Origin of the sequence: Vallitalea okinawensis (assembly GCF_002964605.1) — a bacterium.
GTDB classification, from domain to species: Bacteria; Bacillota; Clostridia; order Lachnospirales; family PQDH01; genus Vallitalea_A; species Vallitalea_A okinawensis.
The window spans coordinates 97,271-124,014 of the sequence record NZ_PQDH01000006.1 but is presented as its reverse complement, the minus strand read 5'-3'; the positions used below and the strand labels follow the sequence as shown (position 1 = coordinate 124,014).

Sequence of the window (26,744 nt, the reverse complement as noted above, 5' to 3'; positions counted from 1 at the left end):
AAATACTTGGATGTCAAAGTATATAAGTAGAAACGAATATCAATATTACAAAGATAGTTTTAGTGAACTATTTATAAATAATTATTAGTTGATAAATATTATTATTTATATTATAATGACTTATAAGAACAAAAAAGTAAATGAATAGACTAATGAATAGACTTTTATTTATAAAAAAAGCAGTTGAAAGGAGTTATTATGAAGAAAATAAGCGTATTTTTGGTCCTGATTTTAGTATTGAGTATTTTCTTAGTTGGTTGTCAACGAGAAGAAAAAAGTGTTTTAGATAAAGAAGTTATCAAGGTTGGTATGGAGCTCAAGTACCCACCTTTTGAATACAAGGATGAAAAAGGTGAGCCAGTAGGAGCCAGTGTGGATTTGGCTAAAGCTCTTGGTGAGTATTTGGGAAAAGAAGTTGAAATTGTGGACACGCCCTATCCAAGTTTAATTCCAGCACTTGATACAGGAGAAATTGACATTATCATTTCATCCATGACTATAACAGAAGAACGTGAGAAGAAAGTAGATTTCTCTGACCCTTATACAACAAGCCAACTTATGATGCTTGTGAATATTGATTCGCCAATCGAATCATATGAAGACCTTAATAATGAAGAGGTAATCATAGCTTCTAAAACAGGAACCATAGGAGCATTATGGGCACAGTCTAATGCCAGTAAAGCTCAGATTAAAAACGTAGAAGAAGAAGCAACAGCAGTATTAGAGGTGGCACAAGGAACAGCTGATGTTTTTATTTATGATCCTTTATCAATTATTCGTCATCATGAAAACTACCCTGATCAGACAAAGGCAATTTTAGAGCCATTACCTAATACCAAGGGTTGGGGCGTAGCCATGAGAAAAGGTGAAGAAGGTTTGAAAGCTGAGATTGACGCCTTCTTAAAAGAAGCAAAAACCGATGGTACTTATGATCAAATCAGAGAAGATCATTTAATAGAGAAGCAGAAAGAGTTTGAGCAGTACGGTATTGACTTTTTCTTTTAAGTATAACGAAGGAGATCTATAAGATGTTTTTCATCTTACAGATCCCTTTTCTATGATATGCCACAATAATCAAGGCTGAAGTAGTTCAACTTAAATGTGACAAAAAATTACGATTACTTCATTCTAGGAGGTGACGAAATGAATGCTCGTAAATTGCTGGGAATCTTTTTAACCATTCTTTTTTTAGTAGGATTTATTCTTTTTGTAGATTATATGATTCCACATAATTATGACTGGTCAAGTATGAATGCCTATGGTTCTGTAATTATTGAAGGTTTCATATTAACAGTTTTTTTAAGTATAGCAGCATTGTTTTTCAGTCTTATTTTCGGTCTCATACTTTACTTTATGAAGCAATCTTCCTTTTATACTTTTCGCTATATAGCTAGGGTATTTACTGAAGTGATGTTCGGTTCCCCTTTACTAGTATTAGTTGTTATCCTGTACTATTTTGTAGCAAGTGCTTTTGGAATTGATAATAAGATTATAGCGGCTATTATTATATTGACCTGCTATAACTCATCCTATATCTCTGAGATTTATCGTGGTGGTATAGAAAGTATACCAAAAGGGCAATGGCAGGCTGCAAAAGTGTTTGGGTTTACAAAATATCAGACTTACCGTTATATTATCTTACCCCAAGTATTTCGTAATATATTGCCACCTTTGACAGGGCAATTAGCTTTACTTATAAAGAGTACAGCCTTACTATCTTATATGGCAGTAGATGAATTCTTTAATACCATGATGGGTGTTAATGCTAATACATTTGCTTATATAGAAGGTTATATTGTACTAGCTATGGGTTATTTAATTATAACAGTACCACTATCAGCATTAATAAAATATCTTGAAAAAAGATTGAAGGTGGTTGAATGAAACTCTCATTAACAAATGTAACGAAAAAATTTGATAATAAAGCGGTAGTGGATCAGGTGAGTCTCAACTTAGAAAACGTGCATGTTTTGGGAATCATCGGACCAAGTGGTGGAGGGAAGTCCACCCTTCTTAGAATGATTGCTGGAATTGAGCCTATAACATCTGGTGATATCCTAGTAAACGATATAAATGTGAAGAAGGAAGTCGAGAAGTTGCATAAGAAGACTGGATTTGTGTTTCAGACCCATAATCTATTTTTACATCTATCCGTGTTAGACAACATTACGATAGTACTGGAAAAAGTTCATGGAGTGAGTAATCAAGAAGCACGTGAAAGGGCCATGGGTTTATTAAACAAATTTGGCTTAGCAGAACATCTACGAAAAAAGCCTCATCAGTTAAGTGGAGGACAGTCTCAGAGAGTATCTATCGTTCGCTCACTAGCTATTAACCCGGATATGCTTCTTTTTGATGAGCCTACGAGTGCATTGGATCCTATTCTAACATACGAAGTATTGGAGACTATTCTAAAGTTGAAAGAGGAAAAGAAAGATTTTATGATTGTAACCCATGAAATAGGATTTGCTAAAGAAGTAGCAGATTATATTTTATTTCTACAAGATGGTAAGATAGTTGAGCATGGAGACGTATCCATCATCAATAATCCAAAGACTAAAGAGCTAAAAGGTTTTTTATCTAAAGTATTCAGTTGGCAATAAGAATTGATAACTCCCATTACGTGGGAGTTTTTAGTATGTTTTTTAGTTTTCTTCATGGTATAATAAGTTAAGCAAGGAGGCATGAAGATGAGTAAAATAAGTAAAACGAATAGATTAATTTATGGTGCGATGGGTTTAGGTGGAGGTTGGAATCGTAATCCTATTGAAGAGAAGCACATTAAAGATGCAGAGGAAGCCATTGAAGCCGCTCTTCTAATTGGGATTTACCGTTTTGATCATGCTAATATCTATCAACTAGGTAAATCAGAAGAAGTTTTTGGTCACTATTTAAAACGACATCAAAATAAAAGAGAAGAACTTTATATACAATCAAAGGTAGGTATACAACTAGCTACGGAGCAAAGAAAAGGTCAATATAATTTTTCTTATGAACATATCATGGATGAGGTTACCGGAAGTCTCAATCGTCTACAGACAACCTATCTTGATTGTTTGATTCTACATCGACCAGATCCTTTAATGGACGGTAAAGAACTAAAAAAAGCTATTGATAACCTGTTCAGTAGTGAAATGGTCCGTCAAATAGGTGTATCCAATATGAGTTATCATCAGATGAAACTCATTGAGATGTATATTGAGCGACCTTTAGTGGCTAATCAATTGGAAATGAGTCTTTCTAAATTAGATTGGATAGATGCAACAGTAACCTTTAATCATAGCGATTATCCAATGACAGATTTCCCGATTGGTACAATTGAATATGCAATGGGTAATAATATTGAAATACAAGCTTGGGGAGCTCTAGCTCAAGGTATTTATACAGGACGAATATTAGAAGAAGGAACACCTGAACCTGTATTTAAAACCAAAGAATTAGTTAATCAAATTGCATCAGATAAAGGAATAACCCCTGAAGCTATTGTTTTAGCTTGGCTTATGAGGCATCCTGGAAATATCAGTCCTATTATAGGTAGTAAGAATCCAGATAGAATTAGGGCTTGTAAAGATGCTATCAATGTACAGTTAAGCCGAGATGAATGGTATGAGTTATTCATTACTTCAAGAGGAAAAAACTTACCTTAAAAAGGAGATGGTATTCATGGTATTTACATGTCCGACAATTCATACTCACAATTTAGAAAAAACTTTAAAGTTTTATGAGGGGTTTATAGGACTAAGTTTAGTCAAGCGATTCTCACCTCGACAGGGTGTGACTATACTGTTTTTGAAAGATAAAGAGGGCGGTATTATTGAAATCGTTGAAGATGTACAAAGACCTGTTCATCAAGAGTCCAACGTATCATTACTATTTAGCATAGATGACTTGGAAAAGACATTGGAAGTATTAGAGCAACAGAACATTTCTATTGAAATGGGACCTATAGAATTACCTTCAGGGGAAAAATTTGTCTTTATAAAAGACACCAATGGTATTGAAATTGAATTAATGGAAGGTATAAATCTGTAGTTGTTGAGGAGGAGAGCTTGTTAAAAGTAACTTCTCCTTTTTCAGTGAAAAAATAATTTTTTTTCTATATTGTTTTTACCATTGACGGGATGAATGGTTTGGGTTAGACTGTTAAGAATAAACAAATGTGATTATTTGAGGGGGGACTGAAAATGGATACCAAAACATTGAAGTACCAAGATGAAAATCTTCATTATTACATCTATAACATAGTAGCTTTTACTATTATGATGAACCTATTTAAGCCCTTTATGGTAACCTATCTGAAAGCCTTAGGTGGTGGAGAATTTCATATATCCTTACTAAACTCTTTACCGGGATTAGTAGCAATCTTCACTATTATACCAGGGAGTTTAATTCTGAATGGTTCCAGTAATAAGCAGAGAGCAACAGCTATTTTTACATTAGTAAGTCGAATAGCTCTTTTGTTTTTTGCTGTAGTTCCTTTTGTACCTACATACATACGACCTCTACTCTTTGCAGCACTCGTTGGTATTCGTCATTTCCCAGAATCACTATCTGTAGCAGGTAATCAGAGTTTTATAGCTGATGCTTTTACACCACAAAAAAGAACACATGCCATAACAATAAGCCGAAGTTACGCCATGTTTATTCAGATTATTGTTGTTTTTCTAACAGGAGTAATTCTTACATATTTACCAAAGAACCAAGAACAGGAATTATGGACTTATCAAGCATTTTTTGTGCTTGCATTTTTGGTTGGAGTATATGAAGTTTATAATTTTATGAAGTTGAAAACCATGGAACGCCAAGAAGAAAAGAAAGCTATATCTATAAAAGCATATAAAAAGATTTTTAAAATAAAAGAAAATAAGGCCTATTGGATTTTTGTTCTTTGCTCATTGATCTTTCATTTTGGGTGGCAAATGGGATGGCCATTATTCAGTATAAAACAAGTTCAAGAACTAGGTGCTGACGAGCTTTGGCTGGCATTTTTCTTTAGTGCAAGTTCTATAGTAAGTCTTTTTACCTATCGCCTATGGAATAAATGGATTGCACGTTATGGGAATAACCGAGTAGCATTTATGGCCACTCTTGGCATGTCCTTAAATGCTTTATGTGTGGCAATATCACCTAACTTACCTGTTATGCTTGTTCTATCCACAGTTTCGGGTATCTTCACAAGTGGGACGGTAACAGTATTACTTAATCTACTTTTAGAAGTGACACCTAATGAAGACAGGATTCTTTATGTAGGATTATATAATACTTTTATTAACATCAGCTTGTTTATCTCACCATTTGTAGGATATTTTATTTTAAATCAAAGTAACGTATTTATCGCATTGTTGGTTGTAGTAGGATTGAGAGCTATAGGTGGATTAACTTTCTTCATCCGATATCGCTACACAGAAAAGTTAGTAAACCAAGGTACAGCTTAATAATCTAGTACACTCTATGATTAAGTAATTGCCCATCGTTTACTAGTATATTAGGTTAGAATTAATGGAGGATACGTTGTGAAAAAAATGGAGCGACTAATAGGTATTATCTATGCCTTAAAAGAACATGATAAGCTTACAGCTAGAGATTTAGCAGATTTATTTGAGGTAAGCCATCGAACTATTTATCGAGATATCGATGCACTAAGTCAACTGAATGTACCTATAATTGCTTTAGAAGGTAATGGTGGAGGCTATCAGATTAATGACAATTATTTTTTGCCAAGTGTTACATTCAATAATAATGAATTATTGTATCTACTTATCTGCTTAAAAATGGGAGAAATCATAAAAGTACCGAATATGAAACAGGACTATGAATCCCTTAAGTATAAGTTACTTAATATTTTAGATGATGACAAGGAAGAATATTTAAAGCTCTTAGACCGAATTATTTTTCATATTAATCGACTGACACCAAATAGCTATGAAAATACGATCATGTATACCATTATTCAAAGTTTCCTGGGAAATAATGATATAAATGTGTCATATTATATACCTAAAAGAGAAGAAGTGATCAGCAGAAGAATTACACCTTATACTTTAGAATTTGATGGTGGAGGTTGGTACTTACAAGCTTATTGCCATTTGCGTCAAGCAAAAAGATGTTTCCGATTAGACCGTATACATCATATTGAAAAGACTGATATCTTGCATGATGAGTGTTTATATAAAGAATTCATTGAGCATCGTTATGATGAAAGGCAAATCTGTGGTATTGAGCTTGAAATTGATAAAGGTTTATTTCAAACAATGCAAAGTGATGAGATGTTTATGGATACAGAGATTTTAAGCAATGATTCAAGAATGTGCATAAAGTTTAATACACCATATAAAGAAGATATACTTGAGCTGGCCTTTTTTGAAAGTGGTCGTGTAAAAATTCTACAACCTAAAAGTCTTAAAGAAGAATTGAAGGATATGTGTATGAGAGCATATGAAAATTATTCTAAAACTTGATGTTAATTTTTTTTATTAGCTAGGTCTATAATGGACCTAGCTTAGTGCTTTATTTTAATATAGATGGAGGAATGGTAAGTGTGAAAAGAATGGTTTTCTTCATTGTTGGACTTGTTGCTTTGATCTTAGGTATATTGGGTGTCTTTTTACCTCTCTTACCTACAACACCATTTTTATTGCTTGCTGCCTATTGTTTGGCAAGAAGCTCAAAAAAAATGCATCATTGGCTCATTCATCATAAAATATTGGGTGAATATATTGTGAATTACACCCAATATAGAGCTATAAAGAAAAAGACAAAGATAGTAGCTATAACAGTTCTATGGCTATCATTAGGGATTTCGATAGGTACGGTAGAGCCTCTTATACTTAAAGTTCTATTGATCATAATTGGTAGTGTAGTTACCTTTCATCTATTAACATTGAAGACAATAGATAGTGCTTGATATAAAAAACGATGTACTGGTTTGAATAATGGGCCTTTTTAAAAAGTAACTGATTAATGTAGAAGGGATTAAGACAGTTACGAGTTCAACTTAAGTAGTTATTGTACTCTATGCAACAAATAATAGCTAATTATTTATATAAATTAGCTAAAATCCATACTGTGTTTAGTTAAGAATATTGACTATTATAGGGCAGAAGTTTATAATAGAGAATAGGAGGTGGATCTCTATGCTAACTACAGCTACGGAGGTTAAAAATAATTTTGGTAAATACCTGAATGCTGTGATGAATGATGAAGATGTTGTCATTACGAAGAATGGTAAAAAGGTTGCCAGGCTGACACCTTATGTTACGGATGTTGAACGTTATTTTACTGTAAGAGAGAGTGCTTTAGATTATCGGTATGGCGGAAAAAAAGTATCTTATGAAGAGTTTATGATTATTAATGAAAAAAGTTCGACTCGAATGGAATTTATTAACGGAGAGATTTATTTGCTTGACTCACCTAATGTATCCCATCAAGATATTCTTGGGAGACTGTATGTCATATTTTTAGAAAGATTTAAGGGGAAGAAATGTAGACCGTTCATTGCACCTTTTGATGTGCATTTTAGAAAGAAAGACATAAAGGATCCCGATGTTATGCAGCCAGATTTACTTGTGGCTTGTGATTTGGAAGGCAATGTTAATGAAAAAGACCGCTATATAGGTACTCCTACACTTGTCTTAGAAATTTTATCACAAAGTACAAGAAGTAAAGACATGGTAGATAAGTTAAGTACCTACATGACATCAGGGGTTAAAGAATATTGGATTGTGGATCCTAAGCAAGAAAAGATTATTGTTTATATATTCAATAACTTTGAGATAGAAAACTTAGAGATCTACAACAAAGAACAAATAGCTAAATCTTTTGAATTTGAGGGCTTATGTGTTAACGTTAAAGAAATTTTTAGCAGTATATTCTAAGGTTTTATTTAGTAAGATATAGCAGTAACCCTAACTAAATATTAACAGATTCTATAGAAGAACTCTGACAAGTATATGTCAGAGTTCTTTTAGTATAATGGAAATATGTGTATTAAGTTTGACAAGGGGGAAGAGCAATGAACGAAAAGCAATTAAAAGAAAAGTTACAACAGATGAAAGAGAACGAATGGGCTTTATTAAGCGGGGATGACCCTTATGAGTTGACAATTGAGATGATGCTGCATATCGGTTCTACAGATCCTGAATTAAGAGATCATCTTATATTAGAGTGTTTATGGACGATTATCGATAGTGGTGATTTAAGTCATTTACAATTAAAAGAACTGCTTAATCTATGTTTGAGTGAAAAGCACCTTTTCTACGATTTAGGCAACGCTGAAGGTGATGGCGTCTTTAATCGAGCCTTTACGGTGCTAATTATTGCAGGTATCATAGAATTTCACAATGAAAACGATGAAAAATTACTTAGTGAGCCTCAAGTTAAAGAAGTCTTTAAGCAGCTAGTTAAATACGTAGAAAATGAAAAGGATAAACGAGAATATGTTGAGGTAAAGGGCTGGGCAGATGCTATTGGTCATTGGGCGTTAACATTTGCTGAATTGGTAGAATGCTCTGCAGTAAATGTAGAAATGCAAAGACAAACATTATCATTGGTACAAAATTTAGTCTGTAACAATGATATCGCATATTGTCAAGATGAAGACGAACGCTTCACCACAATCGTTATGAATATTATTAATAGAAATACGATTGAAGAAAATGAATTGCAGGACTGGATCAATAGTTTTGAAACCATGAAGCTACCAGAGAATTTTCTAGAGCGCTATAATATACGTACCAATAGAAAGAATTTCTTAAGAAGTCTTTATTTTAGATTGGTCTATGCTAAGGAATCAGAGGTCTTGATAAAAAGATTAGAAGAAATTATATTGACCATAAATCCCTATAATAGATAACTGAGTTGAATAAATTAACCCCCATCAAATGATGGGGGTTTTCATATGTCAATCAAAATCACGTTTCATGGATTGTTCTTGACAATTTGAACATTTCTCAGGACATTGCTTGATAGGCGTTTCATTTAATATTTCAAAAGCTTTGCAAACATCGGATACATCGATAAAGAATCGATTATCTTCCCCAATATAGAATGCATCAACGATTACTTTACACCATAATGCCCCATATAAAGTAGCAATGATCCCTGGAATGCCAGATATAATTTGAAATACTTGAATAACAGATTTTTCTTTAAAGTTAATATTGAAAGACTCAAGTACATCTCTTACGCCAAGTAAATCACTAATATCTTCTGCCTCAGGACTACCAACTACAAGTCGGACAATGTTGTGATTATTATGATATCTATCTTTTAGAAGTTTTGTTTGTAAATAACCTGTAATACTGATACCCTGACCAGCGATGCTATTAATGATACAACTAAGAGTACTATCATCGGCAATAAAGCTGAATTGTGTTCTAAGTTTGTAAGTAAATCCGCTAACATCCACAATAAATTCCTCTCTTTCTTCAAGAAGTAGCTTTCTTGGTTAAATAATTTAATCTTTCTATAACATTATATTCAAGCAATCTTATTGTGGTGATTAACATCTACAACATTTGATTTAAAGTGCTTCAATAAAATGTACTTTTTCAATTATTTTCAAATATAAAACTGAGAATAATGTAGTATTTTCGAACAATATCTATATAAAAGAAATATGATGTATTAAGGATAAGTTCAATAACCCAATAGGCTTATCTTATTGAATAAACAAGTAGGCTCTTATGTTCAATGAATGCAACAAGTAATCAATAAAAACTTGGTTATATCACAAGAAAGGGATGCTATTAATTTAATAGTTACAAAATAATATTGAGACAATAAAACCACCCCATTATATGGGGTGGCTCAGCCTATGGATTATGTTTAAAATGCCCAGTTACCATCTTTAAAGATCTGAACTTCTTCACCAGAAGTTGTTATACCGATAATATCAAGATCTGGACTACCAACCATAAAGTCTACATGTGTTAGACTATGATTGATACCATTAGTATCTTTCTCTTCTTCGCTCATATCGGGACCACCCTTAACACTCAGTAAGTAAGCAGATCCTACAGCAAAGTGGCAAGAAGCATTTTCATCATATAAAGTATTGTAGAAAATTAGACCTGTATTACTAATTGGTGAGTCATGTGGTACCAATGCAACTTCGCCTAAGTAAGAAGCACCTTCATCTGTATTGATCATATCCTTTAAAACATCATAACCTTTTTCAGCATGAAAGTCTACAACTTTACCATCTTTAAAAGTGAAGCTGAATCCTTCAATAAGGTTCCCGTTATAGCTTAATGGCATCGTACTACGAAGTGTGCCATTAACACCATATTTATGTGGAGTAGTAAAGACTTCCTCAGTAGGTATATTAGGTAAGAACTGATGACCATCTTCAGACTTTTGACCACCACCAATCCATAGGTGACCTTCTGGTAACTTAACTTCCAAGTCTGTACCTGGTGCTTTATAGATAAGTTTATCAAAGGCTTTTTCATTAAGAAAATCGATACGTCTTTCTAAGTTACCCATATGATTATTCCAAGCTTCAATAGGGTTTTCCTCTGATGTACGAGTAGCAGAAAAGATATTATCCCAAAGTTTTTCGATAGCTTCATCAACTGAAAGATCAGGAAAAACTTTTTTAGCCCATGCTTCATTAGGATATGTGACAACTGTCCAGCAGGTTATGCCTTTCATGATATATTCCATATATTCTTTACTTGACTTACGTAATGCTAAATTATGAAGCTTAAAACGTTCTGGGTCTACATCAGCGAGTAAGCCAGGATCTTCAGATGCCACATTAATAATGGCTGCACCTTCCTTAACATAGTCCAATATACTATTGATTAACCACTCAGGTATGTGTTCTAATACTTCTGTTGGGGAATGTAAAAGCAACTGATGTTGTATTTCCTCATCACGGTAACGAACAACGACCTCTTTAGCTCCTGCTTCATAACATTTTTTTGCAATAATTCTTGTTAAGTCATAAGTTGTAACAGCTGCATTAATGACCACAGTTTGATCCTTTTTTACGTTAGCCCCGATTTTAACGGCTAAATCTGCGTACTTTTCTAAGTTTTTTTTTAACATATTCTTCTCCTCGCTTATTTAAAATTTAAATCATATATATGAAACTTAAATAACAAACTGATTTTATAATGAAAGATAATATACTTACCTTCATTCTGAAATCCATTACCCTAAGATGTTTATCCTTTTAGTGACTCAGTAAAACATCATGATATCCATTATTATACAATATCATGGGAAGAATATCTAGCAAAACGTATTAAAAGCAAAGTATTAATGATATAATTTGAATTAAGTTAAAAAAATATATAAAGTGGTTGATAGAATGGAAAGTGTTTCTTGTTTGCTTAGTACATATAAAGAAAAAATGAATATAATATACCTGATTACGTAAACTATTATAAACTGAAAATAAGCTTAAAATACCTCCTCAAGACATGACATATATACCAAAGAAAGTAGTTCTTTTTGAAAACTACTTGAAAAAATATTCAAAAAGAGATATAATACATGAAAAGTATATCAAAAAACAGTGATGATAAAAGCTACGATTTATGAATTTCTTCAGAGAGCCGGTGGTTGGTGTGAATCGGTGAAAGGATAAATTTTTCCACTTTTGGAGCTGTCAACGATGAGTTGAAAGGTTAATACCCTTTATCGTATTACAAAGTGGTCGATTACAGTGTGATTCGACAATTTGGGTGGCAACGCGGAGTTCTTTCGTCCCTTTTATGTAGGGGGGGAGGAATTTTTTTTATGTAAGAAAGTAATGGGTTATTACGATAGTGACTTTTCTTGTTATTTTAAAAGGAGTGAAAAATATGCTAGATATAAGATTTGTAAGAGAGAATCCTGATATTGTTAAACAAAATATCAAAAACAAGTTTCAGGATGATAAGTTAGAATTAGTAGATCAAGTAATCGAACTCGATAAGAAGAGGAGAGAGACTCAGCAAGAAGCGGACAATTTAAGAGCCAACAGAAAGACCCTTTCTAAGCAGATTGGTTCATTAATGGCACAAAAGAAAAAAGAAGAAGCAGAAGACGTAAAAAAATTAGTAGCTGAGAACGCAGGACGTTTAACAGAGTTAGAAAAACTTGAAAATGAAATAGCAGAGCAAGTTAATGAAATTATGATGGTAATTCCTAACATCATTGATCAAAGTGTACCGATTGGTAAAGATGATAGTGAAAATGTTGAAGTGCAGCGTTATGGAGAGCCTGTTGTCCCAGAGTTTGAGGTACCATACCATACAGACATTATGAAAAGATTTAATGGTGTAGATTTGGAAAGTGCAGCAAAAGTTTCAGGAAATGGTTTTTACTATTTAATGGGAGAGATTGCTAGATTGCATTCAGCCGTAATCTCTTATGCAAGAGATTTTATGATTGATCGTGGTTTTACTTATTGTATTCCACCTTATATGATTCGTAGTGATGTGGTAAAAGGTGTTATGAGTTTTGCAGAAATGGAAGCTATGATGTACAAAATAGAAGGAGAAGACCTCTATTTGATTGGTACTAGTGAACACTCTATGATTGGTAAATATATTGATACGATTGTGCAAGAAGATTCATTACCTCATGCTTTAACAAGCTATTCTCCATGTTTTAGAAAAGAAAAAGGAGCTCACGGTTTAGAAGAAAGAGGGGTTTATCGAATTCACCAATTTGAAAAGCAAGAGATGGTTGTTGTATGTATGCCAGAAGAGAGTATGACGTGGTATGATAAGTTATGGCAACACACTGTAGATTTATTTGAATCAATGGATATTCCAGTGCGGACTTTAGAATGTTGCTCTGGAGATCTTGCAGATTTAAAAGTAAAATCTGTTGATATCGAAGCTTGGTCGCCAAGACAGAAAAAATATTTTGAAGTAGGAAGCTGTTCAAACTTAGGTGATGCACAAGCACGTCGTTTAAAGATTCGTTATGTAGGAGAAAGTGGTAAAGGATTTGCACATACGTTAAACAATACAGTAGTTGCACCTCCTAGAATGCTTATTGCTTTCCTAGAAAATAATTTAAATGCAGATGGTTCCGTAAATATACCTGTTGCTTTACAACCATATATGGGGAACAAAAGCGTTATTGAACCAGTAAAATAGTTAACAACAAAACGAAGCACAAAATAATAGGTTGGACTTCTAGAAAAAAGGGACTTATCTCAACCTATTTTAATTTCAGAATAAGCAAGGGGCTATCATATAATTCGTTATTTCATAATTATACGATAGCCCTTAATAAATATTTTTTAACTTTAGCAGCAATTAATCTTCAATAGCAGCTTTTCTAGAATTTATGGTTTTGATAGTTTCAGGATCAAACTTTGGTCGACGGTCATAGGTATAAAGACCATTCACTTCTTGTTCTACATCACAAAGCTGTGTATAGCAGAAAGCAAACATATGAGGATTATCAAGTAAGGCATCTGTTAATCCTTTATAGCGATCGATGAACTCCTCCTCTGTTTTTGGTGCATTACCATATCCCCACTCGGTACCATCTTCAATCAAATAAGTGTACTTATCCTTTGAATCGACATGCCACTTGATGCCTCCATACTCACTTACGAAGTAAGGGATTTTGCAGTCGTATGGTAAATAAGGATCGCGGTTGAAGTCGTTTGGAACCTCACCTTTTTTGAGAACATCATAAGTAGCTTTAAAAATAGTAGGATCTTGCTCATAGTTGTGCACATCATAGATATCAGTAGCTACATGGACATAACCGCTGGTATCAATAACTGGACGAGTTGTATCCATCATTTTTGTAATGCTATATATGCTCTCTACAACACTATTTGTCTGTTCTTTACTTGTCTCATTAAGAGGGCACCAACCGATAATGGATGGATGATTGAAATCTCTCTCGACAACTTCTAACCATTCAGGTAGTGCAATATTCAGTGCATCTTCACTTAATTCTAATCCCCAGTTAGGATATTCTCCCCAGACTAAATAACCCATCTGGTCAGCATGATAGAGGAAACGTTTCTCAAAGACTTTCTCATGAAGTCTTGCACCATTAAAGCCCATATCTAAGGAATATTGAATGTCAGCTTTTAAAGCTTCGTCAGTTGGAGCAGTATAAATACCATCAGGATAAAAACCTTGATCAAGTATGAGCCTTTGAAAGATAGATTGATTATTAATCAGAAACTTTTGGCCTGCTAATTTAAGGCTGCGTAGACCAAAGTAGCTGTTAACCACGTCAATATTCTTGTCATTCTCTACCAAGATAAGCTCTAAATCATAAAGACGACCTTTACCTACTTCCCATAGATGAATTTCTGATAATTTTAACTGAGTATTAAAAGTCTGAGCATCAAGTGACACAATAGCTGAATCCATTGGTTTACCTTTATATGATGCCTGGCATTTAAGACGTTTGTTAGAGACATCTCCAATAACTGTACCGGTAAGAGTGATGACTCCTTCTTCTATATTAGTATAGTATTTGGTACTACTAATAAAAGTGTGAGGTACTGATTCTAACCAAACAGTTTGCCAGATCCCTGTCGTTCGTGTATACATACAACCGTGAGAATAGTACTTCTGAGATTGTTTTCCACCTGGCTGGTTGTACTGACGTAAATCATCTTTAGCATAAACAACAATTGTATTATCACCAGTCGTTAATGCATCTGATATATCAAAATGGAATGAACTATATCCTCCACGATGGGTACCAATATAGTGATCATTTACCCATACCTTTGTTTCGTAATCTACAGCGCCAAAATGCAAAAGTACTCTATTCTTTGTCCACTGTCCTGAAAGATGTACCACCTTTTTATACCATACAGCAGGGATAAAATCTTTATAACCAATACTTGATAGATCACTTTCTGGACAAAAAGGTACTGTAATTTTGTCTTTTAAATCTTTTTTATAGAGTTTCTTCTCTTCACCTGATTGGTTAAAATCCATTTCAAATTGCCATTCACCATTTAAATTCATCCAGTTTTGTCTCATGAATTGAGGATTAGGATGCTCATGACGTGGAATGTTTGTAATCATAAATAAAACCTCCTAATTAACATTTTAACTTATAAGTTTATTATACAACTTAAAAGTTCATTATACAAGAGGAAACTTATTTATTTTTTATTAAGATGTATTCTTGGGCGTTGACAATTGAACTTTAATATGTGTATAATGAAATTAGGTCAACTGTCCGAATTGATCTTTAGGAGGTGGAGCATGGAAGGTACAATAAGACTAAATCAAGCTGATAGGATTCTAGATGCAGCCTATAATTGCATTTCCAATAAAGGATATGCAAATATATCCATGCGTCAGATAGCTAAAGAGGCCGGGGTAGCTTTAAGTCAATTACATTACTATTTTGGGAGTAAGAAGGATTTATTCAGTGCTATTACCCGTAAAATGACTAATAAATATCTGGTGGAGTTTGAAACACATCTAAAAAAGGGGAATACACCAAAAGAATCATTGAATGCCCTTATAGAACATTTTAAAAGCATGATTATTGAAAGTCCTCATCTATTAAGGTTGCTTTATGACCTAACTGGGTTAGCTCTTTGGTCAGATACCTTTAGTCAACTTTTATCAGAGTTGTTCAATCAATTAAGTACAATGATTGAGGAACAAGTTTTGGATAGTCAGGAAGAAGATGCGGAGTATGATGCTAAGACTGTAGCACGGCTTATATTAAGTTCGATGATAGGTATGAGCATTCAAGTTATTCTTACAGACGATAAAGAATCAGATATGATTAAGATGTTAGAAGCAACAGAATTAATACTTCAATAGCGGGAGTATTTTTTTAACCCAAATCGGACAGACGTCCGAATTAGCCTAAAGAGGTGATCGATTTGATGATTTTAATTAATATCATGATTTTTTTCTTTACTTATTCTTTCTTAGGATGGTTATTAGAAAGTGCCTATAAAACATGGCAAGAGAAAGAGCTAGTTAATAGTGGTTTTTTAACAGGTCCTTTATGTCCCATTTATGGTGCTGGTGGTTTATTGATCAGTTTAATACATGTATCTTCGAGTCAATATTTAGGTTATGGACCTTTAAGTATACTGATTCAACTTGTCATAGCTGTCTTAGTGACGAGTTTATTAGAGCTCATAACAGGTGATATCATGCAAAGAGTATTCAATAAAAGATGGTGGGATTATAGTCAGGAAAAATTCAATGTGAAGGGGCATATTTGTCTTAGATTCTCTTTGATATGGGGAATTCTTGCATTGGGATTTATCCAGATCATACATCCATTAACGAGTCAAGCAATCCTTGAGGCATCTAGCCTGTATAAAGAATCTTTTGTAGTTATGGCTACTCTCTGTTTTACCATTGACTTAATAAACAGTTTAAGAAAGAATAACATTAAGAAATTCATGATTATCAAGTGAGGATTAAGTATGATAATAGATACCCTATACTGGAGTTGCATAGAAGATTTATGCCAACATCCTAAAGTACGAATGATGAAAAAGTATAAGCACCATAAAGATTTAAGTTGTCTTGAACATAGCTTACGTGTTTCCTTTTTAAGTTACATGCTATGTAAATCACTAAATCTTGATTATCGTGCTGCAGCTAGAGGTGGATTATTGCATGATTTCTTCCTGTATGAATGGAAGACAGAAAAATGTGAACTTGGTTTACATGGTTTTTATCATCCTCAAATAGCATTTCAAAATGCTGAAAAATACTTTGAGATAAGTATATTGGAGAAAGATATTATTCTTAAGCACATGTTTCCATTAACCATTTTACCTCCCAAATATAAAGAATCCATGATTATCTGTATGGTAGATAAATATTGTGCAACAGTAGAATATGTAAGATGTTTAAAAAAACCATTCCAATTCCAAGAAAAAACATGTATAATTGATAAAGAATAAAATTGCACAGTGAGGTGCAATTTTTTTATGTAGGAAACAAGCAAGTAATTTTGTTACACAAAGCATAATGAAAAATTGTCAGAAGTCGTATGCCGAAAGGAAGATGAGGCAAAGTAGCGGAGCGTACTAATAATGTACGTGAGCATTCTTTGAGCGAAATCTGACGTTGTAACCTGCTACTTATGGTATTTTTTCCTAGGTAAGTGGTGTAAGTCACTTTGCCTATGTGGTTATACATTGCCTTAGAGGTTAAAAAATATAATGATATATAATGTGATTTGAGAGGAGTTTGACAATTGATTACTGTTAACGGTGTTAGCCTTAGATTTGGCGATAAAAAGCTGTTTGAGGATGTTAATGTGAAATTTACACCAGGTAATTGCTATGGTGTAATTGGAGCTAATGGAGCTGGTAAGTCAACATTTTTAAAGATATTATCTGGTGACATTGAGCCTAATGAGGGGGACATAAGTATTACTCCTGGAGAGCGTTTAGCTGTTCTAAAACAGGACCACTTCGAATTTGATGAATACATGGTTTTAGATACAGTTATTATGGGCCATAAAAGACTTTATGACATTATGAAAGAAAAAGATGCTATCTACATGAAAGAAGATTTTTCAGAAGAAGATGGTCATCGCGCATCTGAGTTAGAAGCAGAGTTCGCAGAACTAGATGGATGGGATGCAGAAGTCAACGCTGAAAAATTACTTATGGGTTTAGGCATTAAGAAAGAACTGCACTATACTCCAATGAGTGAACTTAAAGGTAGTGAGAAAGTCAAAGTATTACTTGCTCAAGCATTATTTGGTAACCCAGACATACTTTTATTAGATGAGCCTACGAACCACTTGGATTTTAGAGCAATTAATTGGCTTGAGGAATTCTTAATGGATTACGAAAATACAGTGATTGTTGTATCCCATGACCGTCATTTCTTGAATAAAGTTTGTACACATATGTTAGATATTGATTTTGGTAAAGCTAAATTATACATTGGTAACTATGATTTCTGGTATGAATCCAGTCAATTAGCTCTTCAACTTATGAAGGATCAAAACAAGAAAAAAGAAGAAAAAATCAAAGAACTACAAAACTTTATTGCGCGATTTAGTTCTAATGCTTCTAAAGCAAAACAAGCTACTTCTCGTAAAAAACTATTAGACAAAATCAGTATAGAAGATATCCATCCATCAAGTCGTCGTTACCCCTTTGTTGGTTTTACTCCTGAAAGAGAAGCAGGAAAAGATATCCTGACAGTGGAAGGCTTATCTAAGACTATAAATGGTGTAAAAGTACTGAATAATGTATCTTTCACTGTTACAAAAGGGGATAAAATAACATTTATGGCTCGAAATGAATTAGCGAGAACCTGTCTATTTAAAATTCTGATGGGTGAGATGGAGCCAGATGAAGGTACATTTAAATGGGGTGTTACCACATCAAGAGCATATTTACCAAAAGATAACGCAGAGTATTTCAAGAAAGAGCTAACTTTAGTTGACTGGTTGAGACAGTATTCACCGAAAGAAAAATCAGAGACATTTATCCGTGGTTTCCTAGGCAAAATGCTTTTCTCAGGAGAAGAACCATTAAAAAAATCAACTGTACTATCTGGAGGAGAAAAAGTACGTTGTATGTTCTCTAAAATGATGCTTTCAGAAGCTAATGTTCTATTATTAGATGAGCCGACTAACCATCTTGACTTAGAGTCTATTCAAGCAGTTAATAATGGACTAATTGCGTTTAAAGGTACGATGCTCTTCACATCTCATGATCATAAGTTCATTCAAACAATTGCAGATCGAGTTATCGAACTTACACCGGTAGGAATTTATGACCGTCGTTGTACATTTGATGAATATCTTGAAAGTGAAGATATTCAAGCGACAGTAGATAAGATGTATCAATAATGTTAATAGAAAATCGCCAGAGGATACTCATCCAATGGCGATTCTATTTATATGCATTAAAACACGCTTTTAGTTGTCCAAGATTCACAGTTCCATACATCTGTAACCACGTCACGATAGAATTCTGGTTCATGGCAAATGAGTAAGATGCTACCTTTATAGGCTTGTAACGCTCTTTTTAGTTCTTCTTTAGCATCTGCATCAAGGTGGTTAGTAGGCTCATCAAGAACCAAGAAGTTAGTCTCATTATTAATTAATTTACATAAACGGACTTTAGCTTGTTCACCACCACTGAGTACCATGACCTTACTTTCAATATGATCTGTTGTTAAACCACATTTTGCTAAGGCAGAACGAACTTCATACTGGGTATAGGAAGGGAATTCTTCCCACACTTCATCAATACATGTGTTAGTATTATCTTCTTTCATTTCTTGTTCAAAGTATCCTATATGCAAATAATCACCTAAGGTTACTGAACCGGATAGAGATTTAATTTCACCTAATATGCTACGCAAAAGTGTAGTCTTACCTAAACCATTAGCACCGGTTAAAGCAATCTTTTGTCCACGCTCCATACTAATATTAAGTGCCTTGGTCAGAGGAGAATCGTAACCAATAACCAAATCTTTTGCTTCAAAGAGATAACGGCCGGAAGCTCTGGCTGGTTTGAAACTAAAGGTTGGCTTAGGTTTTTCTCTAGATAACTCGATGCGGTCCATCTTATCCAATTTCTTTTGTCGAGACATAGCCATATTACGGGTGGATACTCTTGCTTTATTACGGGCTACAAAATCTTCTAATTGAGCAATTTCCTGTTGTTGTTTCTTATAGGCAGCTTCTACTTGCTTTTGTTTCGCTTCTCTAACTTTTAAGAAGTTGTCATAATCGCCAACATAACGGTTTAATTCATAATTTTCTACATGATAGATCAAGTTAATAACACTATTTAAGAACGGGATATCATGGGATATAAGAACAAATGCATTCTCATATTCTTGTAAATACCGCTTTAACCATTCAATATGCTGTTCATCAAGATAGTTAGTAGGCTCATCAAGTAGTAGAATATCAGGTTTCTCTAATAATAATTTTCCAAGCAATACCTTCGTTCTTTGACCACCACTTAGGTCATGAACATCATGGTCTAAACCAATATCAGATAAGCCTAGTGCTCGTCCGATTTCTTCTACTTTAGAATCAATAATGTAGAAATCATTATTTGTTAATAAATCTTGGATAGTTCCTAATTCATCAAGCATGACTTCCATCGCATCAGGATCCGCTGTCGTCATGTCTTCGCAGATTTTATTCATACGTGTCTCGAGTTCAAAAAGATAAGCAAAAGCACTTTTCAATACGTCCCGAATGGATTGACCTTGCTCTAAAGCTGTATGCTGATCCAAGTAACCAACACGTACGTTCTTAGCCCACTCAATGGTTCCTTCATCTGGCTGAAGCTTATCGGTAATAATCTTCATAAACGTGGATTTCCCTTCTCCATTGGCACCGATCAAACCAACGTGCTCACCTTTTAGAAGTCGAAAGGAGATATCCGTAAAGATGGTTCTACCCCCAAAGTCATGACTTAAATTTTTTACAGTTAATATACTCATCTAAAATGTCCTTTCTTATCAATATATTAATTGAATGTATATAGACTTTTCATTATTTAGTTCTTATATTAATCTCTTCGTCATTTATTAAAACTTTCACCTATTAGATTATAAAGGAGAACTATCATCTTTTCAATGGGTTTTATTAGCTTGTTGTGTTGAGTATACCTAACATCAGGACATGTTTATATAACATTTGGACATGGTTTTTGGTGATGAATTAGTTTATGTTTTATATATAGAAAAATTATAAGCTCATGCAGGAGGTAGACTAATGGCGATTATTATTAATGAAAATAATAAATTATTTCACTTACAAACGAAAAATACAAGTTATATTATGCAGATATATAAAAAAAGTTATTTAAGTCATGTTTATTGGGGAAAGAAAATACACTCACCTGAGGGAGATAATCTAGCTTTTCAATATGCTGGCAATGGATCAGTACCACGTCCGGATCTAGAAGATAAGACATACACATTGGCAAGCTTAGCTCAGGAATACAGTGCATACGGTACATCAGATTATCGTTATCCAGCTTTTCAAGTTCAACATAAAGATGGTAGTACCATATGTGATGTAAGGGTTGAGGGCTATAAGATACATCAGGGGAAACCTGAAATTAAAGATATGCCCAGCACCTATGTGGAAACTGGGGATAAAGTTGAGACATTAGAGATCATATTAAAGGACGAATTGAAATCTTTCAAGGTAAGTTTGTATTATGCAGTCTATGAAGATTATGATGTCATTACTCGCTGGGCAGTGTTGCATAATGAGGGTGATGATGAAGTAAAGGTGTTAAGAGCTTTAAGTACACAAGTAGATTTTTCAGATAATGACTACGAAATGCTATATTTAAATGGATCTTGGGGTCGTGAGCGCCATGTTGTACGTGAAAAAGTCAACCGTAATATTCACATGATTGATAGTAAACTGGGTGGAAGTGGACATGTGTATAACCCTTTTATTGCTGTTATGCGTCCAACTACTGATGAATTTAAAGGTGATGTATACGGCTTTAACCTAGTGTACAGCGGTAATTTTATAGCGGGTACAGAAGTTGAGCAGTTTGGTTCTATGCGCGTAACCATGGGGATTAATCCTTTTGACTTTAGCTGGTTATTAGAAGCAGGAGAAGCTTTTACTACTCCAGAAGCTGTAATGGTTTATTCTTCTGAAGGTCTAAATGGTATGTCGAAGTGTTTCCATAAGATCTATCGTGAACGTTTATGTAGAGGACAGTTTAGAGATGCAGAAAGACCAATCCTTATCAATAACTGGGAAGCTACTTATTTTGATTTTGATCATAATAAACTAGTGGATATCGCTACAGAAGCATCTAAGCTTGGCATTGAATTGTTCGTTTTAGATGATGGTTGGTTTGGTAACCGTAACGATGATCATCGAGCATTAGGTGATTGGTTTGTCAATAGAAATAAGCTGCCTGGAGGTATTCAAGGAGTTGCAGATGCTATTAATGAACTAGGTATGCAATTTGGCTTATGGGTGGAGCCTGAAATGGTGAATCCAGATAGTGAGCTGTACAGAGAACATCCAGATTGGTGTATTCATTTAGAAGGCCGTAGCCGTACAGAGGGACGTCATCAGTTAATACTAGATTTATCAAGAGAAGATGTTTGTGACTACCTCATTAACATCCTTACAGATGTTTTCTCTTCAGGGAATATAGGTTATGTGAAGTGGGATATGAACCGTTTTATGACTGAAATAGGGTCAGCCTTGTTGCCGCCAGATCGTCAGAGAGAGGTTCCGCATCGTTATATATTAGGATTATACAGAGTTATGGATACTTTAACTAAGAAGTTCCCACATATTCTTTTTGAGGGTTGTGCATCAGGAGGAGGGCGTATGGACCCAGGTATTCTCTACTACATGCCACAGTTCTGGACAAGTGATAATACAGATGCTATTGAAAGACTATATATTCAATACGGTACAAGTATGGTTTATCCTCAGAGCACAATGGGAGCACATGTCTCCGAATGTCCGAATCATCAAGTGGAGCGTACAACGCCATTGAAAACTAGAGCAGATGTGGCAATGTCTGCAAACTTTGGTTATGAATTAGATGCCACTAAGATGACAGATATAGAAAAAGCAGAAGTAAAAGAACAAGTTGAATGGTATAAAAAACAACGCAGCCTCATTCAATACGGTGATTTCTACCGTTTAGTTAGTCCATTTGAGGGGGAGGATGCCGCTTGGATGATTGTTTCACAGGATAAGAAAGAGTGCCTTGTCTATTACTATCAAAAACTCAGTCAGGCTAATTCTGCATCAAAAGACATTAAGCTAGCAGGTTTGGCAGATGATATGGTATATATGGATTATGAAACAGGCTCCAAATACTACGGTGATCAATTAATGAACTTGGGAGTACGTATCCCTAACTTAAAGGATTTTGGAAGCAAGATTATTCACTTTAAAGCTGAATAGTAAAAAGGTTTAATAAAGAAATAAGAAGTTGCCCTGCGTTAGTAATAGCTCAGGGTAATTTCTTATTTTAGTACTTTGAATTAAGTATTATACAGGTGGTATAGCATGATGCTTTCTGTTATAATAGTTGAGGATATTTAAGACGTAAAAAGACATTAAGGAGACATTATGCTAACAAATAAAATTAGAAGCATGTATGAAAGGAATACAAATTACTGTTGGATCATAGTTGCACTGTCAGTCATGACAGTATTTTTTTCTGGTCCTGGGCAAACCTACTTTATATCAGGTTTTATAGATTCTTTTATTAAGGAATTTGATATTAGTCGTACTGAAATTTCAAGTTATTACTCTACGGCAACATTTATTGCAGGAATACTCCTAATCTTTGTTGGGCGTTTTATCGATCGCTATGGACATCGCAGGATGACGATGATTATAGCCAGTCTGCTAGGTATCACCTGTATACTTTGCGGTAATGTACCTTCAGCCATTTTGCTGATTGCCGTATTCTTCTTACTTCGTTTATTAGGACAAGGATCCATGGTGTTATTGCCATCTACTTTGATACCTAACTGGTTCACAAAAAGACGTGCAATGGCACTGAGTTTAGTAACATTAGGTGGAGTTATTGGTTCTGTCGTCATTCCACCGATTAATACATGGGCACTCTATTATTTCAGTTGGCGAATTATATGGATGTTCTGGGGAGGACTTCTACTTGTATTTTTTGTTCCTATTGTGGCTCTATTTCTTTATAATGAACCTAATAGTATACATAAAGAAGAAGGCGTGGATAAGAAAGAGCAGGAAGAAATCAGTTGGACACTTGGTGAAGCATTAAGAACGAAGGCTTTTTGGTTTATGGTGTATAGTCAGTCTGTACCTGCTTTTGTTAATACAGGACTTTACTTTCACATGTATTCTATTATGGAGCAGAAGGGGTTATCATCTGCAATAGCAGCTATGACTTTAAGTGCTATTGGGTTATTTTCATTTCCTGCTACTTTTATTGCTGGTTATGTATTGGATAGAGTTAAAGTACACTACGTTTATTTCATAACTTTTGTCTTTCAAGCATTAGGTACACTTTTACTGCTATTTGTAGATAACCAAGCAATAGCAATAGTATTTGCCTTTATTTTTGGAATCATAACAGGGTTCCAAAATGTATGCAGACGTTTGGTATGGCCAGAGTATTATGGAAAGAAGCACTTGAGTTCAATCAGTGGTCTGACCATGACAGCATTGGTCATTGGATCATCATTGGGACCACTTATTATAGGTATAGGATATGATTATTTTGGAAGTTATTCTACTGTGATTCTTGTTATGGTATTGGCACCGGTATTAGCAGCCTTATTATCAATTCTCTCTCCTAAGCCAATAAAAAAAATTAAATAGTATTCGAAGTTTATGATTCTAGAACCACTTACTGGATGGTAACATCAACACTCTTTCGCTGGTAAGAAGAGATGTTTTCTATTATAATAGGTATATATATTCTTCTCTAGGAAAGTTCTTTGAACGAAAGAATGAAGTAAAGGCATATTCATTCCTCAAGACCTTTCCTAACGAAACAAGTTGCTTCGCAAATGTGAAGGAGTGACTCTTGTTTAATGTAGATAGAAGAGATTTGAGAGCTTATTGAAGAATAGGCTTAATTAATGAAAGGATTGTGTCCAATGGTAAAGAAACTAGTATTAGCAGAAAAACCTTCTGTTGGTCGTGAAATAGCCAGAGTACTAAAATGTACTAAGAAAGGTAACGGCTTCATCGAGGGTAATCAATATATTGTAACATGGGCTTTAGGTCATCTAGTGACTTTAGCGGATCCAGAGGCTTATAACAAGCAATATGCCTCTTGGCGTATGGAAGATTTACCAATGCTACCTGATCGTTTAAAGTTAATCGTTATAAAGAAGACTCGTAAACAATATGAGAGCGTTAAGAGTCAACTATTTAGAAAAGATGTGAATGAAGTTATCATCGCAACGGATGCAGGGCGAGAAGGTGAATTAGTAGCAAGATGGATTCTTGATAAATCAGGTTGTAAAAAACCAATCAAGCGTTTATGGATATCTTCGGTGACCGATAAAGCGATAAAAGATGGTTTCAATAGTTTAAAAGATGGACGTCAATATAATAATCTTTATCATTCTGCTGTGGCAAGAGCTGAAGCAGACTGGTTTGTAGGAATCAATGCTACGAGAGCATTAACATGTAAATATAATGCCCAACTATCTTGTGGACGTGTTCAAACCCCAACCTTAGCTATGGTAGCTTCAAGAGAAGAAGAGATTAAGAATTTTCAACCTAAAAGTTATTATGGATTAAAAGCATATACTAAAGGGGTAGGATTTGCATGGCAAGATCAAAAAAATAAAAGTAGTCGCTCCTTCAATAAAGAGCGTATAGATGGGTTATATAAATCTCTTAGCAATAGTAAAGATGCCAAGGTTGTTGATGTTAAGAAAGCGACTAAAAAGAGTTTTGCACCAAGACTTTATGATTTAACAGATCTACAAAGGGATGCTAACCGTTTATTCAGTTTTTCAGCAAAGGAAACCCTATCCATTATGCAACGTTTATATGAGAGCCATAAAGTCCTTACTTATCCTCGAACAGATTCTAGGTATTTAACAGATGATATGGTTGATAGTTTGAAGGACCGTGTTAGAGCATGCTGTGTTGGACCATATAGAACAGCAGCAGCGCCGCTTTTGAAGACTACAATAAGAGGGAATAAGTCTTTTGTTGATAACAAAAAAGTATCAGATCACCATGCCATTGTTCCCACAGAAGAATCTGTTATGTTAAGTAAATTATCTGATAAGGAACGTAAAATCTATGATCTAGTTGTAAAGCGTTTCATTGCTGTATTATACCCACCATGTGAGTTTGACCAGATGACTGTAACCATGGAAATGGGTAAGGAAATATTTGTAGTTAAAGGGAAGAAAATTACGAATCAAGGTTGGAAAAAAGTTTACGATATAGAGCTAGATGAAGAGAATGAAGAAGATGATGAGCAATCACTTCCTGAGTTTAAAGTAGGAGAGAAGTTGGCTATAAATCAAGTGAAGTTAACTTCAGGTGAAACAAAGCCACCATCACCACTCAATGAAGGTACTCTTTTAGCAGCGATGGAGAATCCTGCTAAATACATGAGTGGAGAAAAGAAAGATCTAGTTAAAGTGATTGGTGAAACTGGTGGTATCGGTACTGTAGCAACAAGGGCAGATATCATTGAAAAACTCTTTAATAACTTCCTATTAGAGAAAAAAGGTAAGTCCATTTATATAACGTCTAAGGGTAAACAGTTATTAGAGTTAGTCCCGGAAGAACTTAGATCACCTGCCTTAACAGCCAAGTGGGAGCAAAAGCTTATTGCTATTTCAAAGGGGCAACTTCAGAAGAAGAATTTCATCGATGAGATGAAGGGGTATACCAAAGTTGTTATCAAAGAAGTTAAGAACAGCACAGAAACTTTCAAGCATGATAATGTCACCATGAATCGATGTCCAGATTGTGGTAAATTTATGTTAGAGGTCAATGGGAAAAAAGGAAAGATGCTAGTATGTCAAGATAGAGAATGCGGCTACCGTAAGCCTATTTCTAAGCTAACAAATGCTCGCTGCCCTAATTGTCATAAGAAGTTAGAACTAAAGGGTGAAGGGGAAGGTCAAATCTTTGTGTGTGTATGTGGTTATCGAGAAAAGATGAAAAATTTCAAAGAACGTAAAAATAAGCAAAATGATTCAGGTAATAAACGAGATGTGAATAAATACCTTAAGAATCAAAAGAAAAAAGATGATGAACCATTTAATTCTGCTTTTGGTGATGCATTCTCCAATTTAAAGCTATAGGTAACTGGC

General features: G+C 34.4%; 22 protein-coding genes and 1 other annotated feature. Of the genes, 18 read left to right on the top strand and 4 right to left on the bottom strand.

Annotated features, from left to right (window positions below; genetic code table 11):
- Window positions 1-198: 198 nt before the first annotated feature.
- From C1Y58_RS16535 to C1Y58_RS16490, 10 genes are all read left to right on the top strand, one after another.
- Entirely contained in the window at window positions 199-1,005 is an 807-nt protein-coding gene (locus C1Y58_RS16535; protein ID WP_105617201.1) for a transporter substrate-binding domain-containing protein, read from the top strand.
- Between the two features lie 138 nt (window positions 1,006-1,143).
- On the top strand, window positions 1,144-1,884 hold the full coding sequence (locus tag C1Y58_RS16530) for an amino acid ABC transporter permease (protein ID WP_105617200.1): 741 nt from the start codon (window positions 1,144-1,146) through the stop codon (window positions 1,882-1,884).
- A complete protein-coding gene (locus tag C1Y58_RS16525; RefSeq protein ID WP_105617199.1) occupies window positions 1,881-2,603 on the top strand; it encodes an amino acid ABC transporter ATP-binding protein in 723 nt (240 codons plus the stop codon). Before C1Y58_RS16530 ends, C1Y58_RS16525 begins: the two co-directional genes overlap by 4 nt.
- 87 nt (window positions 2,604-2,690) lie before the next feature.
- Window positions 2,691-3,647: an aldo/keto reductase gene (locus C1Y58_RS16520; RefSeq protein WP_207655771.1), complete on the top strand. Its 957-nt coding sequence runs from the start codon at window positions 2,691-2,693 to the stop codon at window positions 3,645-3,647.
- Window positions 3,648-3,663: 16 nt separating this feature from the next.
- Entirely contained in the window at window positions 3,664-4,032 is a 369-nt protein-coding gene (locus tag C1Y58_RS16515; protein WP_157950159.1) for a VOC family protein, read from the top strand.
- 152 nt (window positions 4,033-4,184) lie between these two features.
- Window positions 4,185-5,435 carry an MFS transporter gene (locus C1Y58_RS16510; protein WP_105617196.1) on the top strand — a complete coding sequence of 417 codons (1,251 nt, stop codon included), beginning with the start codon at window positions 4,185-4,187 and terminating at the stop codon, window positions 5,433-5,435.
- 87 nt (window positions 5,436-5,522) lie between these two features.
- Window positions 5,523-6,458, top strand: coding sequence for a helix-turn-helix transcriptional regulator (locus C1Y58_RS16505; protein ID WP_242985418.1), 936 nt, complete (start codon window positions 5,523-5,525; stop codon window positions 6,456-6,458).
- An 89-nt stretch (window positions 6,459-6,547) separates the two neighbouring features.
- Window positions 6,548-6,904, top strand: coding sequence for a YbaN family protein (locus C1Y58_RS16500; protein WP_242985417.1), 357 nt, complete (start codon window positions 6,548-6,550; stop codon window positions 6,902-6,904).
- A 229-nt stretch (window positions 6,905-7,133) separates the two neighbouring features.
- Window positions 7,134-7,874: a type II toxin-antitoxin system prevent-host-death family antitoxin gene (locus C1Y58_RS16495; RefSeq protein ID WP_105617193.1), complete on the top strand. Its 741-nt coding sequence runs from the start codon at window positions 7,134-7,136 to the stop codon at window positions 7,872-7,874.
- A gap of 137 nt (window positions 7,875-8,011) precedes the next feature.
- A complete protein-coding gene (locus tag C1Y58_RS16490) occupies window positions 8,012-8,851 on the top strand; it encodes a DUF2785 domain-containing protein (protein ID WP_105617192.1) in 840 nt (279 codons plus the stop codon).
- 48 nt (window positions 8,852-8,899) lie between these two features.
- Here the strand turns inward: C1Y58_RS16490 and C1Y58_RS16485 are convergent, their stop codons facing one another.
- Window positions 8,900-9,406, bottom strand: coding sequence for a hypothetical protein (locus C1Y58_RS16485; protein WP_105617191.1), 507 nt, complete (start codon window positions 9,404-9,406; stop codon window positions 8,900-8,902).
- 419 nt (window positions 9,407-9,825) lie between these two features.
- Complete coding sequence (locus tag C1Y58_RS16480; RefSeq protein ID WP_105617190.1) at window positions 9,826-11,052, bottom strand: aminopeptidase; 1,227 nt, start codon at window positions 11,050-11,052, stop codon at window positions 9,826-9,828.
- 466 nt (window positions 11,053-11,518) lie between these two features.
- Window positions 11,519-11,723 (top strand) — a binding site (T-box leader).
- 90 nt (window positions 11,724-11,813) lie between these two features.
- Between C1Y58_RS16480 and serS the strand changes: the two genes are divergently transcribed.
- Complete coding sequence (serS, locus tag C1Y58_RS16475) at window positions 11,814-13,100, top strand: serine--tRNA ligase (protein WP_105617189.1); 1,287 nt, start codon at window positions 11,814-11,816, stop codon at window positions 13,098-13,100.
- 162 nt (window positions 13,101-13,262) lie between these two features.
- On the opposite strand, the gene C1Y58_RS16470 is transcribed toward serS, so the two are convergent.
- Window positions 13,263-15,014: a glycoside hydrolase family 2 protein gene (locus C1Y58_RS16470; protein ID WP_105617188.1), complete on the bottom strand. Its 1,752-nt coding sequence runs from the start codon at window positions 15,012-15,014 to the stop codon at window positions 13,263-13,265.
- A 183-nt stretch (window positions 15,015-15,197) separates the two neighbouring features.
- On the opposite strand from C1Y58_RS16470, the gene C1Y58_RS16465 reads away from it, so the two are divergent.
- From C1Y58_RS16465 to C1Y58_RS16455, 4 genes are all read left to right on the top strand, one after another.
- Window positions 15,198-15,770, top strand: a complete 573-nt coding sequence (locus tag C1Y58_RS16465) for a TetR/AcrR family transcriptional regulator (RefSeq protein WP_105617187.1) — start codon at window positions 15,198-15,200, stop codon at window positions 15,768-15,770.
- Window positions 15,771-15,835: 65 nt separating this feature from the next.
- Window positions 15,836-16,381, top strand: coding sequence for a putative ABC transporter permease (locus tag C1Y58_RS26785; protein ID WP_207655769.1), 546 nt, complete (start codon window positions 15,836-15,838; stop codon window positions 16,379-16,381).
- A gap of 9 nt (window positions 16,382-16,390) precedes the next feature.
- Window positions 16,391-16,876: an HD domain-containing protein gene (locus C1Y58_RS26780; protein WP_207655768.1), complete on the top strand. Its 486-nt coding sequence runs from the start codon at window positions 16,391-16,393 to the stop codon at window positions 16,874-16,876.
- Between the two features lie 296 nt (window positions 16,877-17,172).
- A complete protein-coding gene (locus tag C1Y58_RS16455) occupies window positions 17,173-18,789 on the top strand; it encodes an ABC-F family ATP-binding cassette domain-containing protein (RefSeq protein WP_105617186.1) in 1,617 nt (538 codons plus the stop codon).
- A gap of 56 nt (window positions 18,790-18,845) precedes the next feature.
- Here C1Y58_RS16455 and C1Y58_RS16450 read toward each other — a convergent pair whose 3' ends face one another.
- Entirely contained in the window at window positions 18,846-20,405 is a 1,560-nt protein-coding gene (locus C1Y58_RS16450; protein WP_105617185.1) for an ABC-F family ATP-binding cassette domain-containing protein, read from the bottom strand.
- A 274-nt stretch (window positions 20,406-20,679) separates the two neighbouring features.
- Between C1Y58_RS16450 and C1Y58_RS16445 the strand changes: the two genes are divergently transcribed.
- From C1Y58_RS16445 to C1Y58_RS16435, 3 genes are all read left to right on the top strand, one after another.
- Window positions 20,680-22,866 (top strand): alpha-galactosidase, encoded by a 2,187-nt coding sequence (locus tag C1Y58_RS16445; RefSeq protein WP_105617184.1) that lies wholly within the window; start codon window positions 20,680-20,682, stop codon window positions 22,864-22,866.
- A gap of 168 nt (window positions 22,867-23,034) precedes the next feature.
- A complete protein-coding gene (locus C1Y58_RS16440) occupies window positions 23,035-24,270 on the top strand; it encodes an MFS transporter (RefSeq protein WP_105617183.1) in 1,236 nt (411 codons plus the stop codon).
- A gap of 281 nt (window positions 24,271-24,551) precedes the next feature.
- Window positions 24,552-26,735, top strand: coding sequence for a DNA topoisomerase III (locus C1Y58_RS16435; RefSeq protein ID WP_105617182.1), 2,184 nt, complete (start codon window positions 24,552-24,554; stop codon window positions 26,733-26,735).
- Window positions 26,736-26,744: the final 9 nt, after the last annotated feature.